At 68.1% G+C, this 13766-nt stretch carries 10 protein-coding genes; 6 read left to right on the forward strand and 4 right to left on the reverse strand.

Features of this window, described 5'->3' with window-relative positions; genetic code table 11:
* Nucleotides 1-72 precede the first annotated feature (72 nt).
* From AB1L88_RS19100 to AB1L88_RS19110, 3 genes are all read right to left on the reverse strand, one after another.
* Entirely contained in the window at nucleotides 73-2961 is a 2889-nt protein-coding gene (locus AB1L88_RS19100) for a response regulator (RefSeq protein ID WP_367098283.1), read from the reverse strand.
* A gap of 54 nt (nucleotides 2962-3015) precedes the next feature.
* Nucleotides 3016-4470 carry a DUF2254 domain-containing protein gene (locus AB1L88_RS19105; protein ID WP_367098284.1) on the reverse strand — a complete coding sequence of 485 codons (1455 nt, stop codon included), beginning with the start codon at nucleotides 4468-4470 and terminating at the stop codon, nucleotides 3016-3018.
* A gap of 99 nt (nucleotides 4471-4569) precedes the next feature.
* On the reverse strand, nucleotides 4570-5229 hold the full coding sequence (locus tag AB1L88_RS19110) for a PH domain-containing protein (RefSeq protein WP_367098285.1): 660 nt from the start codon (nucleotides 5227-5229) through the stop codon (nucleotides 4570-4572).
* A 578-nt stretch (nucleotides 5230-5807) separates the two neighbouring features.
* Between AB1L88_RS19110 and AB1L88_RS19115 the strand changes: the two genes are divergently transcribed.
* From AB1L88_RS19115 to AB1L88_RS19140, 6 genes are all read left to right on the forward strand, one after another.
* Nucleotides 5808-5978, forward strand: coding sequence for a DUF1328 domain-containing protein (locus tag AB1L88_RS19115; RefSeq protein WP_367098286.1), 171 nt, complete (start codon nucleotides 5808-5810; stop codon nucleotides 5976-5978).
* A gap of 95 nt (nucleotides 5979-6073) precedes the next feature.
* A complete protein-coding gene (locus AB1L88_RS19120; RefSeq protein WP_367098287.1) occupies nucleotides 6074-6985 on the forward strand; it encodes a DUF2188 domain-containing protein in 912 nt (303 codons plus the stop codon).
* Between the two features lie 63 nt (nucleotides 6986-7048).
* A complete protein-coding gene (locus tag AB1L88_RS19125; protein ID WP_152049570.1) occupies nucleotides 7049-7207 on the forward strand; it encodes a YqaE/Pmp3 family membrane protein in 159 nt (52 codons plus the stop codon).
* A gap of 216 nt (nucleotides 7208-7423) precedes the next feature.
* Nucleotides 7424-9679, forward strand: a complete 2256-nt coding sequence (locus tag AB1L88_RS19130) for a PQQ-dependent sugar dehydrogenase (RefSeq protein WP_367098288.1) — start codon at nucleotides 7424-7426, stop codon at nucleotides 9677-9679.
* A 750-nt stretch (nucleotides 9680-10429) separates the two neighbouring features.
* Nucleotides 10430-11536, forward strand: a complete 1107-nt coding sequence (locus AB1L88_RS19135) for a DUF1559 domain-containing protein (protein WP_367098289.1) — start codon at nucleotides 10430-10432, stop codon at nucleotides 11534-11536.
* Nucleotides 11537-11741: 205 nt separating this feature from the next.
* The gene (locus AB1L88_RS19140) at nucleotides 11742-12230 is read left to right on the forward strand and encodes a hypothetical protein (protein ID WP_367098290.1); all 489 of its coding nucleotides are present in this window, start codon (nucleotides 11742-11744) and stop codon (nucleotides 12228-12230) included.
* Nucleotides 12231-12448: 218 nt separating this feature from the next.
* On the opposite strand, the gene AB1L88_RS19145 is transcribed toward AB1L88_RS19140, so the two are convergent.
* A complete protein-coding gene (locus AB1L88_RS19145; protein ID WP_367098291.1) occupies nucleotides 12449-13741 on the reverse strand; it encodes a tetratricopeptide repeat protein in 1293 nt (430 codons plus the stop codon).
* Nucleotides 13742-13766: the final 25 nt, after the last annotated feature.

Here is a 13766-nt window from a genome sequence, read left to right on the forward strand (position 1 = left end):
AAGATTAAGAATTCGAAACGGGGCTTCGCCCCCCCGACGCCCGGCCCGGGTCGCGACGGCCTTCCGGGCTCATCATGCCCGTCGGTCCCGGTCGGCCGTCAGCACCTCTCGCAGGCGCTGGAGTTCGGCGACGAGGTGTTCGACGGCCTCGGGGGCCTCGACGAGCCGGTTGTCCCGGCCGATCTGCTCGACCCGTCCGGCCGCCTGCTTGGCCGGCCCCGAGCCGCAACTGGCCGTCAGCCCCTTCAGGCTGTGCGCAGCCCGCTCGACCGCCCTGGCGTCGTCGGACAGCAGGCCCCGGCGCAGCTGGTCGAGCAGCCCCGGGAAATCCTCCAGGAAGAAGCCGATCATATCGTGGAATAATTCCTCGTCGCCTCCGAGCCGCTTCAGGGCAGCCCGACGATCGTACACGGGCTCGACGTGATGACTCACCAGTTCCTCCTGCTCGGGTTCGGGCAGCGACCGCTCCGCCTCGGCCGACCGCCCGCCGACAGCCTGGGGCTCGGTGCCGGGGCGGTCGGCCGCGTGATCTCGAGGGCCGTCCCCGGGGGGATCGGCGCCGACCTCCGGCCGATCCCCCCGGGGCGGGCGGCCGTTGGACCGCGTCCCGTACGACTCGACGACACCGAGAAACGTCTGGATTTCGATGGGCTTGGCGAGGTAGTCATCCATGCCGACCTGGAGGCACCGCTGCCGGTCGGCCTGCAGCGTGTGGGCGGTCAGGGCGATGATCGGCACGTCCACGTTATTCGATCCGTTCGACGCCCGGATGGCGGAGGTCGCCTGGAGGCCGTCCATCACCGGCATCTGGAGATCCATCAGGATCACGTCGTACCGCGACCGGCGGGCCAGTTCAACCGCCTCTCGGCCGTTGGAGGCGAGATCGACCTGATGGCCCCGGCGGCGGAGCACGGCCAGGGCGAGCTTCTGATTGGCCGGCGTATCCTCGGCCAGCAGGATGTGCAGGGGCCGATCGGGGGCCGGCCTCGGCGCGGTGGGCGAGGGCCCGGTCGATTCCCCCGGGCCGCGGTCGCGGTGGTCGAATTCGAGCGCCCTGGCGATCGCATCGAGCAGCCGAGCCGGGGAGATCGGCTTCTCCAGGACCGCCTCGACCCCGGGGACGTCGGCCCCTCCGACCGGCTCCGAGGCCCGATCGGCCGGCGATTGCATCAGGATGATCGCCCCGGCGAGGCGTTCTCGGTGGATCCGAGACGCCACGGTGAGGCCGTCGAGGCCGGGCATCCGGGCGTCGACGAGGACCAGGGGGAACGGCTCCCCTCGATTGGCGGCCTCGGCCAGCAAGGCCAGCGCGGTCGGGCCGTCCTCGGCGGCGACCGGCCGCATCGACCAGCCGGCCAGGATGGTCTCGGCCGCGGCCCGGCTCGACGCCCGGTCATCGATGACCAGGACCGGCATGCCGCCGAGGTCGGGCAGCGAGGTCGAGGTGCTCGAACCGCCCTCGGACGCCCTTCGCAAGGGGATCACGGCCCGGAACCGGCTGCCTCGCCCCGGCTCGCTCTGGACCTGGATCTCCCCCCCCATCAGGGTGACGATCTGACGGCAGATCGACAGGCCCAGCCCGGTCCCCGAGTAGGGTCGAGTCGTCGAGGCATCGATCTGGGTGAATGGGGAGAAGATGCGTTCCTGGTCCTCCGGGCCGATCCCGATCCCCGTATCGGCGACCTCGAATCGGACCCGCACCAGGCCCGGATCGCCCCCCGGCCCGTCGGGCGAGTCCAGCCCGACGGTCAGGGTCACGTCCCCCTGCTGGGTGAACTTGATCGCATTGTCGATCAGGTTCACCAGGATCTGCCGCAGGCGGCGGGCATCCCCCTCGAGGACCTCCGGCACGGCCCCGGCCACCTCGGCCGTCAGCTCCAGGCCCTTGCGAGAGGCGCGGTCGGCCAGCGGCCGAATCACCCGATCCAGCGTCTCCCGCAGCGGGAACGGGGCCGGGTCGAGGTCGAGCCCGCCCACCTCGATCGAGGAGTAATCGAGCAGGTCGCTCAGGAGGGCCAGCAGCGCCTCGGCCGAATCCTGGGCCGTGGCCAGATAGTCGCGGAGGGTCGGATCGCGCTGGCCGGACATCGCCAGCTGGTTCATGCCGAGGATCGCGTTCATCGGCGTGATCAGCTCGTGGCTGAGGATCGCCAGGAACTCGCTCTTGGCGCGGTTGGCCGCCTCGGCCCGGGCGATCGCCTGGGCCAGTTCGTGCTCGACCCGTTTCTGGCGGCTGAGGTCGAGCACGAACGCGACCCAGTCCAGCCCCCCCGGCTCCACCAGCGCGCCGCCGACCAGGACGGGCACCGATCGCCCGTCGGACGTCATGTAACGCTTCTCGAACGGCGCGAGCGTCCCGGTCCGGAACAGGTGATCGAAGCGGGGGGCGTCCTGCTCGCGTTCGTTCTCCGGGGTGATCGCGCCGACGCTGACTCGACGCCCGACCAGTTGCTCGCGCGAGTAGTTGAGCATGCGAAGGAACGCGTCGTTGGCCTCGACGATCGCCTCGTCTCGCCCCTCGATCACGCCGATGACGCCCGACTCGGACAGGCGGCGGAAGCGGGCCTCGCTGGTCCGGCGGGCCCGGAGGGCCTCGCGGGCCTCGGAGGTCGACAGCTCCGCCCGGGCCTTCGCCTGGTGCAGCAACTGGCAGACCATGCAGATGATCAGGCCCTCGAAGACGAAGGCCAGCACCAGCGTGATCGAACCGGGGCCGGTCACCATGAACGTGCCGACCGGCGGCAAGAAGGCCACGATCGACGCGACGACCGCGAGCCCCAGCGCCATCAGGCCGGGCAGCAGGCCACCGTACCAGGCGCTGACCGTCACGGCCCCGGCGAAGAAGAGGAAGGGGCCGAACTCCTGATCGGCCAGCGGATCGATGGCCCACCGCAGGACGAACGCCAGGGTGACGCTCAGCAGGGCGATCGCATAGCGGGGAACCATGTCGGAGTGACGCATGATGATCCAAAACGGGCTTCGACCAGGAAGAGGAACCATCTCCAGGACCGGCACTCACACGTTGACCCGTCTCGGCTTCCAGCGATCGACCTCACCCGCGACGTCCTGCAGATCGAGTTGATTGAGGATGTCCTGGAACCGCTCGGAGATGTCGCGGCGGTCGTACTCCTCGACGATCGTCTGGCGGCTGCCGCGCTCGATCATCACCGCCTGGCGGAGCAAGGCGGCGCCATCGGTCAGGTTATCCACCCGCGAGGCGATCAGGGCGATGACCTCGAGCAGTCGGATGGTCAGGGCCGTGTCGTCGGCGCCGTACTGGCGGATCTGGTCGAAGGCCGTATTGATGATCCCGCCGAAGCGGGTGGCTCGGGCGATGACCCGGATCTGCCCGTCGCTGTCGAAGCGTTTCCGGGACGGGATTTTCCGGCCCACCAGCAGGCACATCGCGGCCCCCAGCCGGTCGACGCAATTGATGGCGGTGAACGGGTCGTTGTTGCCCAGGGCCCGCACGGCGATCTCGACGAGCTGGCTGATCGAGAACTCGACGTCCTCCGGAGGGGTGCGCTGGACCCCGATCAGGAAGACGCTCCGGAGCCGGCGCTCGACCTCCTCGTCCACGCGATCGGGCGGCCAGACCAGGCCGACCGAGCCGCCGGCCACGACGAAATCGCCGGGCCGCTGATCGAGCCGCATCACGAGCTGCGCCTCGGTGCAGATTTGAACGAGCACCTCGTGGTCGATGAACTGGAGATACCCGGACACGGCCACCGGCAGGGGCCTCGCCTGGTCGTCGAAGTCGGGGGGGAGGTCGTCGTCGAGGGCCTCGCGGTTGGCGGGATGGCCGATGGACTCGACCGAGTCTCGGGCCTCGGGGAAGTGGCGGCGGATGGACCGCTCCAGCTCCCGGGCGACCGAGTCGATGACGTTGGGCGCCTGGATGGCCTGGGCGACGTGGTGGATGAAGTAGATCAGCATCCCGAGGCAGACCATGGACAGGGCGACGCCGAGCCAGATCGAGACGACCGGGACGAAGGTGGTCGGGTCCGGCAGGGCGGCCCAGACCTCGACCTCGGCGTCCCCGGTCCGGGCGGACGAGTCGCCCCCCGGCCCCAGGGCATTCGCGCCGCTCTCGATGGCCAGGAGGACCATCACGCTGTAGACGAACGTGGCGAGGAAGGCCCCGAGCACGAGCTGGGTGCCCATGTCGGTCATGAAGGTCCGGATCAGCCGCGGCCCGAACTGGTCGGAGGCCAGGGTCAGGTTGACCATGGCGATCGAGTAGACGATGCCGACGATGGTGATCATCGAGCCGGCGATCATGCCCAGGATGGTCCGGGCCTCCTCGGGCCCCCCCTGGGCGTACCAGTGTTCGATGATCCGGCCGTCGCTGTGGAGGAACGTATCCAGCTCGATCGCCACCAGGGCCAGGGCGATTGCCATCAGGACCATGATCGAGGGGACGAACAGGTAGCCCGACCTCAGCCAGTCCCAATGATACCTCAGCCGCATCGTCCCGCCCGGGTAGCCGAGCCGGGAGGACCGCGCGATGCGGGCCCCCGGGGGCCCGGGACTCGGAGCCGAGAAAGACCCTGGATCGTCTCGCACGGATTAATCCTGATGTTCTCGGATGATGGCCGCAACGGCCTCAGGATCGGGGATCGCCTTGGCCCGGATCTCAATGGTATCCTGACCGGCGCTGGAAACCCGCAGGTCACCGATGTTGAGCATGCGGTAGACGACCGATTGATCGATCTGGAGGTTGCGGACGTCGTCGTGGTTGACCTCGCTGGTCGCCTTGGCGAACAGCCCCGTCCGCAGGATCGTCCGGCGGTTCGTCACCGTGAGGGTAACGAACAGCGACTTGAACCACCAGTAAACCAGGTCGAGCGCCCCGATGACCGCGGCGGCCAGGCCGCCCCATCCCAGCCAGGGGTTGGTGATCCCGATCCCCCAGAACATGGCGACGACGCCCGCGATGACGATGAGGATCGACGCGGAGGTCTGGAAGATCCGCCGCTTGAGCACCGCGGGGTGCAAGACCAGGAGGATGCGCTCCTGGTCGACCGGGTTGGTGACCTCCGGCGCTCCTCCCCTGCGGATGACCGAGCCGGCCTCGTCGTCGCTGATCGGGAACGAGGGAGGAGCCTCGACCCGGAACGGGCGCTCGCATTGGGGGCAGTTGACGACATGACCGAGCATCTCGTCGCCGATCTCCGCCTTGGCCTGGCAATGCGGACACTTGTAGACGAGGCTTGACTGTTGGCTCATGAGACTCCCTCTCCCTCACCGGAGATGCCACGCGGGTCGAATCGGACCGGACCGGCGGTTCTCCGCTCCAATCCGGTCGGACCCGCCCTTGGAGCAGGCGTTCGGCGGGCGTCGCCGCGGGCCGCCCTCGGATTGACCTCGGTTCTTCGACATTGACATTCCAAGAGCAATCGCCGTGCCAATCGCCGCCGGCGCGTGATGCGGCGCCCGTGAACGCCTCCTGACCGCTCTGGGCCGAGAGTGACCAGCCCGCGGCGGCACGCATGGTGATCTGATCGTGCCGACGACCGCGAGGGGCCGCTGGCCTGCGGGATGACCGGGGCCGGGGCCGGGCGCCTCGCGACCTGCTTCCCCCTCCGGTCGCCGCGACGCCTCTTTCTAAAGAACTCGCGTGCGTGCGACCGCACGAGGGGCGACCCCCGGCGGTCGAATCGCCTCCGGCCCGCGAGACTTTGGCACACGCCTTGCTCAGTGAGTTGGCTGACGGAGAGATTTGCAGGTGTTGATTACACCGGCAATCGCAAACCGCAACCACCTCTTAATGCTTCCCCACCGCTAGCGGGGAAAAGGAGACTCACATGTTGGGCTGGGCAATTACCTTCCTGATCATCGCGTTGATCGCCGCGGTCCTGGGCTTCGGCGGGGTCGCCGGCACGGCCTCCTGGATCGCTCAGGTGCTGTTCGTCGTGTTCCTGGTCATGTTCATCGCTTCCTTGATCTTCGGACGGACGCGAGGACCGGCCGCCTGACGAAGGGGCGCGATTCGCTTTCGCCCCGATGATCCGTCCGGCGCGGGCGGACCCCGCGCCGGGTGGGGCAAACACCAGATTTCGAGGAATCAACCATGGCGAAGAATCTGCATGTGGTGCCCCACGAGGATCGTTGGGCAATCAAGCAAGAAGGAGACGATGGGATCGTCTCGGAGCATGCGACGAAGGACGTCGCGGTGGAAGAGGGCGAGAGCCTCGCTCGGAACCGCGAGGTCAATCTCATCATCCACCGGCAGGATGGTGTGTTCGACCACGTCTTGAACTTCTCGGATACGAACGGTCGGGCCGGGAATGGGAATGGCCGCGACCGCGTCGACGATCGAAGGACGACGCGCACCATGAATGACGAGCCGATCCGCCTGCACGACGTGACCTCGGTCGGCAGCCGCGTGAGCTGGAGCGCCCTGATGGCCGGGGCGGTCGTGGCGCTGACGGTCTACGTCTCGCTCGGGACGCTCGGGGTGGCCATCGGCCTCTCGACCGCCGGGACCGACGCGGTCGGCGGCAACACGCTGGCCATCGGCGCGGCCATCTGGGCCGCCATCTCGCTGCTCGTGGCGCTGTTCATGGGCGGATTCGTCACCAGCCGGAGCACCGTGGGCGAGCGGAAGGACGAGGCCATGATTTACGGCCTCCTGCTCTGGGGCACGATCTTCGTCGCCGTGGTGGTGCTGACCGGGCTCGGGCTGAACCTCGGCGTCGGCGGCATGCTCCAGCAGGTGACCGGGCCGACCATGGCACCGACCCTGACCGAGGCGCAACTGGTCGACGCCGGGCTGACCGACCAGCAGATCGCCGATGTCCGCGCGGCCCAGGCCCAGACCAGTAACGTCCGGGCGACCACGGCCGCCTGGTGGACCTTCGCCACCCTGATCGCATCAATCATCGCCTCGATCGCCGGATCGTTGATCGGGGCCGGGCCTCAGCTCTCGCTCGAAGATCTGAGGCGTCGGCGCGACGCGGGCCTGGCCGTCCGTCCCACCTGACCGAGCGAGGACGGACCCGACCGGCCCCCCCCAATTTGATCCGACCGATGAGGAGGACGACCGATGGATCTGATTCGACTCTTGCTGGCCATCGTGCTGCCGCCGCTGGGCGTGTTCACCCAGGTGGGCATCGGCCTGCACTTCTGGCTGAACATCCTGCTGACCCTGCTCGGATACATCCCGGGGGTCATCCACGCGGTCTACGTGATCGCCAGCGAATGACGCCCTGAGCACCCGACGAGCCGGCCAGGCTCACGAGACCAGGACGATCGAAGACGGCCGCATTGCTCTCCCGGAGACCATCCGGAGGGCGAGGCGGCCGTCTCGCGTTGCGCGGGATTGCCCGGCCAGAGGGCGATTCGTATCATGGCGAAGCCCACTTCTCGGCAACTTCCGCCCTGTCTCATCGATCGATTCGAAACAAACGATCATCGGAGGATGAGTGTGACCATGAGCGTCCGCTCCTTGCGGTTCCTTCGGGTGTTCCTCTGGCCGGTGCTGCTTTTCCCGGCCTCGTCTGGCTTCGGGGCCGACGACGAAGGCCGTCGGTCCGAGGTCCCGCACCGGGTGCCCTGGCACGACTCCCGGGTGGTCGGCTCCCCGGAGCCGCCGCTCCCGTATCGGCCCGAGCCGGCCTTCCCGAAACTGGAGATCTTCCAGCCCCTGACGTTCGACGCCGAACCCGGCCGGGACGCCTACGTCATCATCCAACATCACGGTTCCTGGTCCGCGCCGGGGACGATCTTGCGGATCCCGGACGACCCGGAGGCATCGGGGCCGCAGGTCGTCCTGGAGCTCCCCGGCATCGCCTACGAGCTGGCGTTCCACCCGGATTATGAGCGGAACGGGTATCTCTTCGTCGGCCACAACGTGTCGAATGGCGAGGAGCCGGTGACGCGCGTCTCGCGGTTCACGGTCGATCGGGAGCCGCCGCACGCGATCGACCCGGACTCGGAGGTGGTGATCATCGACTGGCCGTCGAACGGCCACAACGGCGGCGCGGTGGACTTCGGCGGCGACGGGATGCTCTACATCACCTCCGGCGACGGCACGGGAGACTCGGACACGAACTTCCGGGGCCAGGATCTCTCGGAGCTGACGGCCAAGGTCTTGCGGATCGACGTCGATCGCCCGAGCCCCGGGCGGAATTACGGGATCCCGGCCGATAACCCGTTCGTCGATCGCCCCGGGGTCCGGCCCGAGACCTGGGCCTACGGCATGCGCAACCCCTGGCGGATGACCTACGACGCGACGCTCGATCAGCTCTGGGTCGGCAACAACGGCCAGGACCTCTGGGAGCAAGCCTACCTGGTCGCCAGAGGGGCCAATTACGGCTGGAGCGCATTCGAGGGGAGTCATCCGTTCTATCCGGACCGGATGGGCCCCGACCCGTTGACCCCGCCGACGGTCGAGCATCACCACTCCGAGGCCCGATCGCTGACCGGCGGCGTCGTCTACCATGGCAAGTCGCTGCCCGGGCTTCGGGGGGCGTACGTGTATGGCGACTACTCGACCGGCAAGATCTGGGGCGTGAAGCACGATGGCACGCAGGTGACCTGGCATCAGGAAATCGCGGATACGCCGTTCGCCATCAGCGGATTCGGGCTCGACAAGGACGGCGAGCTGATCGTCATCGACCACCTGACCGGCTTCTACCGCCTGGTGCCGAACGACGCCGACCGCCCGGAGTCGCCGTTCCCGACCTTGCTGAGCGAGACGGGCCTGTATCGGTCGGTCGCCGATCGGCAACCGCACGAGGCGTTGATTCCCTATGAGGTCAACGCGCCCCTCTGGTCGGACGGGGCGATCAAGCAGCGATTTCTCGCCATCCCGGGCGATCCGGACGAGGCGAAGGTCGGCTTGCGGGGGGCCGGCCAGGGGTGGGACTTCCCGGAAGGGACCGTGCTGGTCAAGGAGTTCGCCCTCGAATTCGAGGCCGGGAACCCCGCCTCGCGACGGCCGATCGAGACCCGCCTGATGACCCGTCAGCAGGGGGAGTGGGTCGGCTACTCGTACCTCTGGAACGACGATCGCACCGACGCCGTGCTCGTGGGCACGCAAGGGCTCGACCGGACGTACACCCTGCGCGACGCCGAGGCCCCGGGCGGGATCCGGACGCTCGATTGGCACTACCCGAGCCGCGCCGAGTGCATGGTCTGCCACTCGAGGGCGGCGAACTACGTGCTCGGCCTCTCGACCGAGCAGATGAACCGGCCCGTGACGGACGGCAAGGGCGAGACGACCAACCAACTGGCCCTGCTGGAGCGGATCGGGTTGTTCAAGGGAGCGTTGCCGGATCGGCCGGAGGCGTTGCCGAAGCTCGTCGACCCGCACGACGAAACCGCGTCGATCGAGGCCCGGGCGCGATCGTATCTGCACGCCAATTGCGCGAGCTGCCACGTGGAGGCGGGAGGCGGCAACGCGGCGATCAACCTGCGGTTCGACGCCCCGATTGATCGGCTCCGATTGGTGGACGAGGCGCCGACGCAGGGGGACCTTGGCATCGCCGACGCGAGGCTGGTCGCCCCGGGTCATCCCGAGCGATCCATCCTCTACCACCGGATCGCGCGGAGGGGCCCGGGCCAGATGCCCCCGCTCGCAACGACCCGCGTCGATCCCGACGCCGACGCCCTGATCCGAACCTGGATCGAGCAGCTTCGGGCCGCTCCCGCCCCGCAGGCCGGGGCGGAGTGACGGGACGGTCGCGAACCGATCGCCGATCGCCGATCGCAACCGGGCCGATGCCGGGGCTTCTCGCCCCGGCATCGGCGGGTTCGAGCCTTTCGGGCCGCGAGGAGATCCGGTGGCGCACCGGGGCCGAGCGTCGGTCTGTCGCCACCGGGACGCGGACGCCAAAAAATTCCAATCGGCCTCGGGATCGTCCTTGACTCACCCGATTCGGCCGAGCATGATCGGGCGATCTCGTCATATCCGGCGTCACCATTCACCGGGCACGAGGTCGACCCGGGCGGGGCGAATCCCCCACCCGAGGGGTGGCCTGAGACGCATTGCCCTGTTGAGACGTGGTTCCCAGACAGCAGGATCAGGGGTGCCCACAGCCTCCGACTGATGGGTGAATTCACGCACGTCCACATCTTTGCGGAATCGACATAAATTCCCTGAGGACCAGCTTGACCCCGGGATTTCGTCCCGGATATGGTAGCCTTTGCAATCGCGGCTGGTCTTGAGCATCTGCGATCCATCCATCTTGCTTGGAGTCGCCGAGGATTCCCGGCTTTGACGAAATGGTCTTCGTTCGAGCCGTTCAAGATGTCCGGCAGTGATTGACGATTCCTTTTTCTTGGACCATTCGGTTCGAGAGTTCCGATCGCATCTCGCGCATTTCGTTCGGTCGTTCGCGTGTTCCAGTCTTCGGGGTTCTACCCGAGCCGGTCCTGGGGCCACTTCACGCCCCGAGATCGCTCGCCAGGAGTTCAAGTCGCAATGAAGGTCAGTGCTCGCAGACGCCTCGGTTTCACCCTGATCGAATTGTTAGTGGTCATCGCCATTATCGGTGTCTTGATCGCGTTGCTGCTGCCGGCGGTTCAGAGCGCCCGCGAAGCGGCCCGCCGGGCCCAGTGCGTGAACAACCTGAAGCAGATCGGCATCGCCCTGCACAACTACCACGACCAGGTCAACGCGTTCCCCCCGGGCGCGATTGCCGACGAGAATCGGGGCAGCATCTGGGCGGGTAGCTCCCAGATGAGCACCCTGAGCTGGCGGGCCTTGATCCTGCCGCAGATGGAAGGGACCAACACCTACAACGCCCTGAATTTCGACGTGCACGGCAGCAACACCGGCGCGGGCGCGGGGTCGTGGTACACGGCGTGGGTGACGGTCAACAACACGTGGCTCTGCCCCTCGGATGGCCAGAACAACGGCGGCCTCCGCGATCGTGAAGGGCTGACCGGCCAGTGGCCCAACGGCCAGGGCCCGATCAACCCGGCCACCGGCGCCCCGGCGACGGTCGTCCCCGTGTCGAACTACCCGGGCAGCTTCGGCGACAACTACTGCATCGGCGGTCTGACCCCGCCGGGCGGCCCCTGGGAGACCCCGGTGGGCACGACCCTGGCCCCTGGGCAGCCGCGCATCGGCTGGGCGGGCTTCTGGGGGACGAACTTCGACGAGACCCTGGCGACGCGAGGCCCCGGCCGACTTCGCGGGTTCTTCTCGTACCGCAACGCGGGCATCGGCCCGGTGAATCTCGCCAGCGTGCGGGACGGCACGAGCAACACGATCATCGTGGGCGAGACGCTGCCCTATCAGGCTGCCGACAGCAACTTCTACATGAACAACGGCAGCACCTTCGGCACCACCGTGCCGATCAACTGGAAGACCACCGACGCGGCCGTGGTCGCCTTCGGCGACAGCAACTGGCGCAGCCGCTTCAGCTACGCCAGCAAGGGGGCCAAGAGCGAACACCCGGGCGGTGCGAACTTCCTGTTCGCCGACGGCTCGGTGAAGTTCCTCAAGGAGAGCATCAATATCGTCGTCTACTGCGCCCTCGGCAGCCGGAACGGCGGCGAGGTCATCAGCGCCGACCAGTATTGATCCTCGGCCCTCGCCGATGGCCCCGCCGTTGGCAGCGATGCCACCCGAGTCGGGGCGCCCGAACCCCCGGGGGACCATCCTTCCGGGGGTTTGCTTCGTTCGCCTGATGGATTCGATTCACGGATGCTCCCGGGCCATCGGGATCGATGGCCCGGGAGCATCCCTCTCGCTTCGATTGATTCCGCAATTCCGCAGTGGAGCGACCATGACCGCGGCACCCTCGACCCTGATCCGCCGAATCTCCCCCCTGGCCCTCACCTTCGTGGGCATGATGCTTGTCGTCGGCTGCGGCGATAGCTCGGGGCTCCCCAAGCGCTACCCGGTTTCGGGATCGGTGAATTACAACGGCCAGCCCGTCGAGACCGGGACCATCACCTTCGCCCCCGTCGACCCGGAGGGTCGCGCGGCGAGCGGGACGATCTCGAACGGCTCGTACTACCTGACCACCGCGATCGACGGCGACGGCGCGCTGCCCGGCGACTACCGGGTTTCGATCACCGCTCGCGACGTGAATTACGACGCGGCCATGGGCGGCGTGCAGGGTGGTTCTCCGAAGCAGGACGACGTGGCCAAGGCCTTCCAGGACGCCAAGGACCTGGTGCCGCCGAAGTACAGCCTGCCGGACACGTCGGGCCTGACCTACACGGTCGAATCCGGCTCGAATCGCAACGTCGACTTCGACCTGACCGACTGAAATCGGCCGCTCGACGCCGGGTGACCCGATTCGAGACGACCCGATCCCTTGCTCTCCCGGCCTCCTCACGAATTCGGGAGGGCGTCTCGAGGGACGCGGGTCGTTTCTCTGCGCCGGGCCTTCGCCTCCCGATGACGGGCGGATGTTGCCATCCGGCAACAGTGGCAAAATCGCAACGCTCGGCGAGACGGCGCCCCGGGACGGAAACCAGGTCGTCGTCACTCGGCCGGGGCGGCCTTGAACCGGTAGAAGCTCGCCAGGTCGGGCTGGTCGGTCGCCTCGTAGTGCTCGGCCAGCAAGAGGCAGGAGGGGCGATGGCCGGGGACGGTGGCGATCGCCTTCTCCGCCCACCGAACGCCTTCTTCGGCGTGACCGTGCTCGATGAGCCAGCGGGCCGTTTCGAACTGCAGGTCGGCATTATTCGGATCGCGCACGAGGGCATCGCGCAGCCGTTCGATCTCGGCCGCCTGCTCGCGAAGCCGCTCGGATCGCTCGCGCATGCGTTCGGCCTCCTCCCGGCGCCCGAGCCGGGCGAGCAAGAGCGACTGCTGATAGGGGATGTCCGCCTGTTCGGGGTCCAGCTCGGCCGCCCGGTCGAAGTAGGTTAGCGCTTCGGCAATGTTCCCGGTTTGCTGATACAGCCGTCCGAGTCCCTTGATCGCCTCCAGGTGGTCGGGGTCCTGCGCCAGGGCCTGCTGGAGCAACCGCTCGGCAGATGGGACCTCCCCCATACCGAGCTGATTCAACCCCGACCAGGCAAGGGCGTCCGGGTCGTCGGGGTGGCGTTCGAGATAGGTTTCGAACGATTCGACGGCCTCGGAGTAATTCCCGGATCGGCGGATGGTTTCGGCCAGGCGAAGCAAGACGCCGTCGAGGGAAGGGTCACGCTTCAGGGCCTCTCGATAATGCGAGGCGATGACGGTGTACTCGTCGCCGATCCGATCGGAGATCTCGGCCTCCATCAGCCAGGGCTCGGGGTCGTTGGGGGCATCGCGTCGCCATCGGGCGAGGGCCTCCCGGGCGGCGCCGAAGCGGAAGGTGGCCATGCCGATCTCGGCCAGGGCCCGTGCGGCGACCGGGTCGGGCCGATCGGATTCGGCCAGATGGGTGCGCAAGAGCGGCTCGGCCTCGGCCAGGCGACCGGCCCTGGCCAGGGCAACCCCCTCGACGTCGCGCAGGGCCGACCGATCGAGCCCCGCTTGCTGGGCACGCCGGGCGAAGTCGAATGCCTCGGTCGGCCGATCGCGGGCGAGGGCGACCCGGGCGGCCCAGGCGAGGGCGTCCGGGTCTTTCGAGCCCCGGGAGAGCCAGCGATCGACGAGGCGTTGGGCCTCATCGAGTTCCCCCGACGCGATCGCCGCGGCCACCTCTGGCCCAGGATCGCCGCGTCCCGAACATCCCCCGCTCGCGACGCCGCATGCGAGCAGGCCCAGGAATGGGAGCCAGACGACCCAGGGCGGGCAGGGCTGACGGCGTCGGGACGCGGACTGCGTCCGGTGCGGATCACTCATCGAAGGGCGCTCCGGGCGGACGGAC

The sequence above is a fragment of the Tautonia sp. JC769 genome (assembly GCF_040717455.1).
Taxonomy (GTDB): Bacteria; Planctomycetota; Planctomycetia; order Isosphaerales; family Isosphaeraceae; genus Tautonia.

What these genes read in the sequence shown, in the direction of transcription:
- AB1L88_RS19100 (WP_367098283.1), bottom strand. Translation starts at nt 2,961, where the DNA reads ATGCGTCACTCCGACATGGTTCCCCGCTATGCGATCGCCCTGCTGAGC.
- AB1L88_RS19105 (WP_367098284.1), bottom strand. Translation starts at nt 4,470, where the DNA reads ATGCGGCTGAGGTATCATTGGGACTGGCTGAGGTCGGGCTACCTGTTC.
- AB1L88_RS19110 (WP_367098285.1), bottom strand. Translation starts at nt 5,229, where the DNA reads ATGAGCCAACAGTCAAGCCTCGTCTACAAGTGTCCGCATTGCCAGGCC.
- AB1L88_RS19115 (WP_367098286.1), top strand. Translation starts at nt 5,808, where the DNA reads ATGTTGGGCTGGGCAATTACCTTCCTGATCATCGCGTTGATCGCCGCG.
- AB1L88_RS19120 (WP_367098287.1), top strand. Translation starts at nt 6,074, where the DNA reads ATGGCGAAGAATCTGCATGTGGTGCCCCACGAGGATCGTTGGGCAATC.
- AB1L88_RS19125 (WP_152049570.1), top strand. Translation starts at nt 7,049, where the DNA reads ATGGATCTGATTCGACTCTTGCTGGCCATCGTGCTGCCGCCGCTGGGC.
- AB1L88_RS19130 (WP_367098288.1), top strand. Translation starts at nt 7,424, where the DNA reads ATGAGTGTGACCATGAGCGTCCGCTCCTTGCGGTTCCTTCGGGTGTTC.
- AB1L88_RS19135 (WP_367098289.1), top strand. Translation starts at nt 10,430, where the DNA reads ATGAAGGTCAGTGCTCGCAGACGCCTCGGTTTCACCCTGATCGAATTG.
- AB1L88_RS19140 (WP_367098290.1), top strand. Translation starts at nt 11,742, where the DNA reads ATGACCGCGGCACCCTCGACCCTGATCCGCCGAATCTCCCCCCTGGCC.
- AB1L88_RS19145 (WP_367098291.1), bottom strand. Translation starts at nt 13,741, where the DNA reads ATGAGTGATCCGCACCGGACGCAGTCCGCGTCCCGACGCCGTCAGCCC.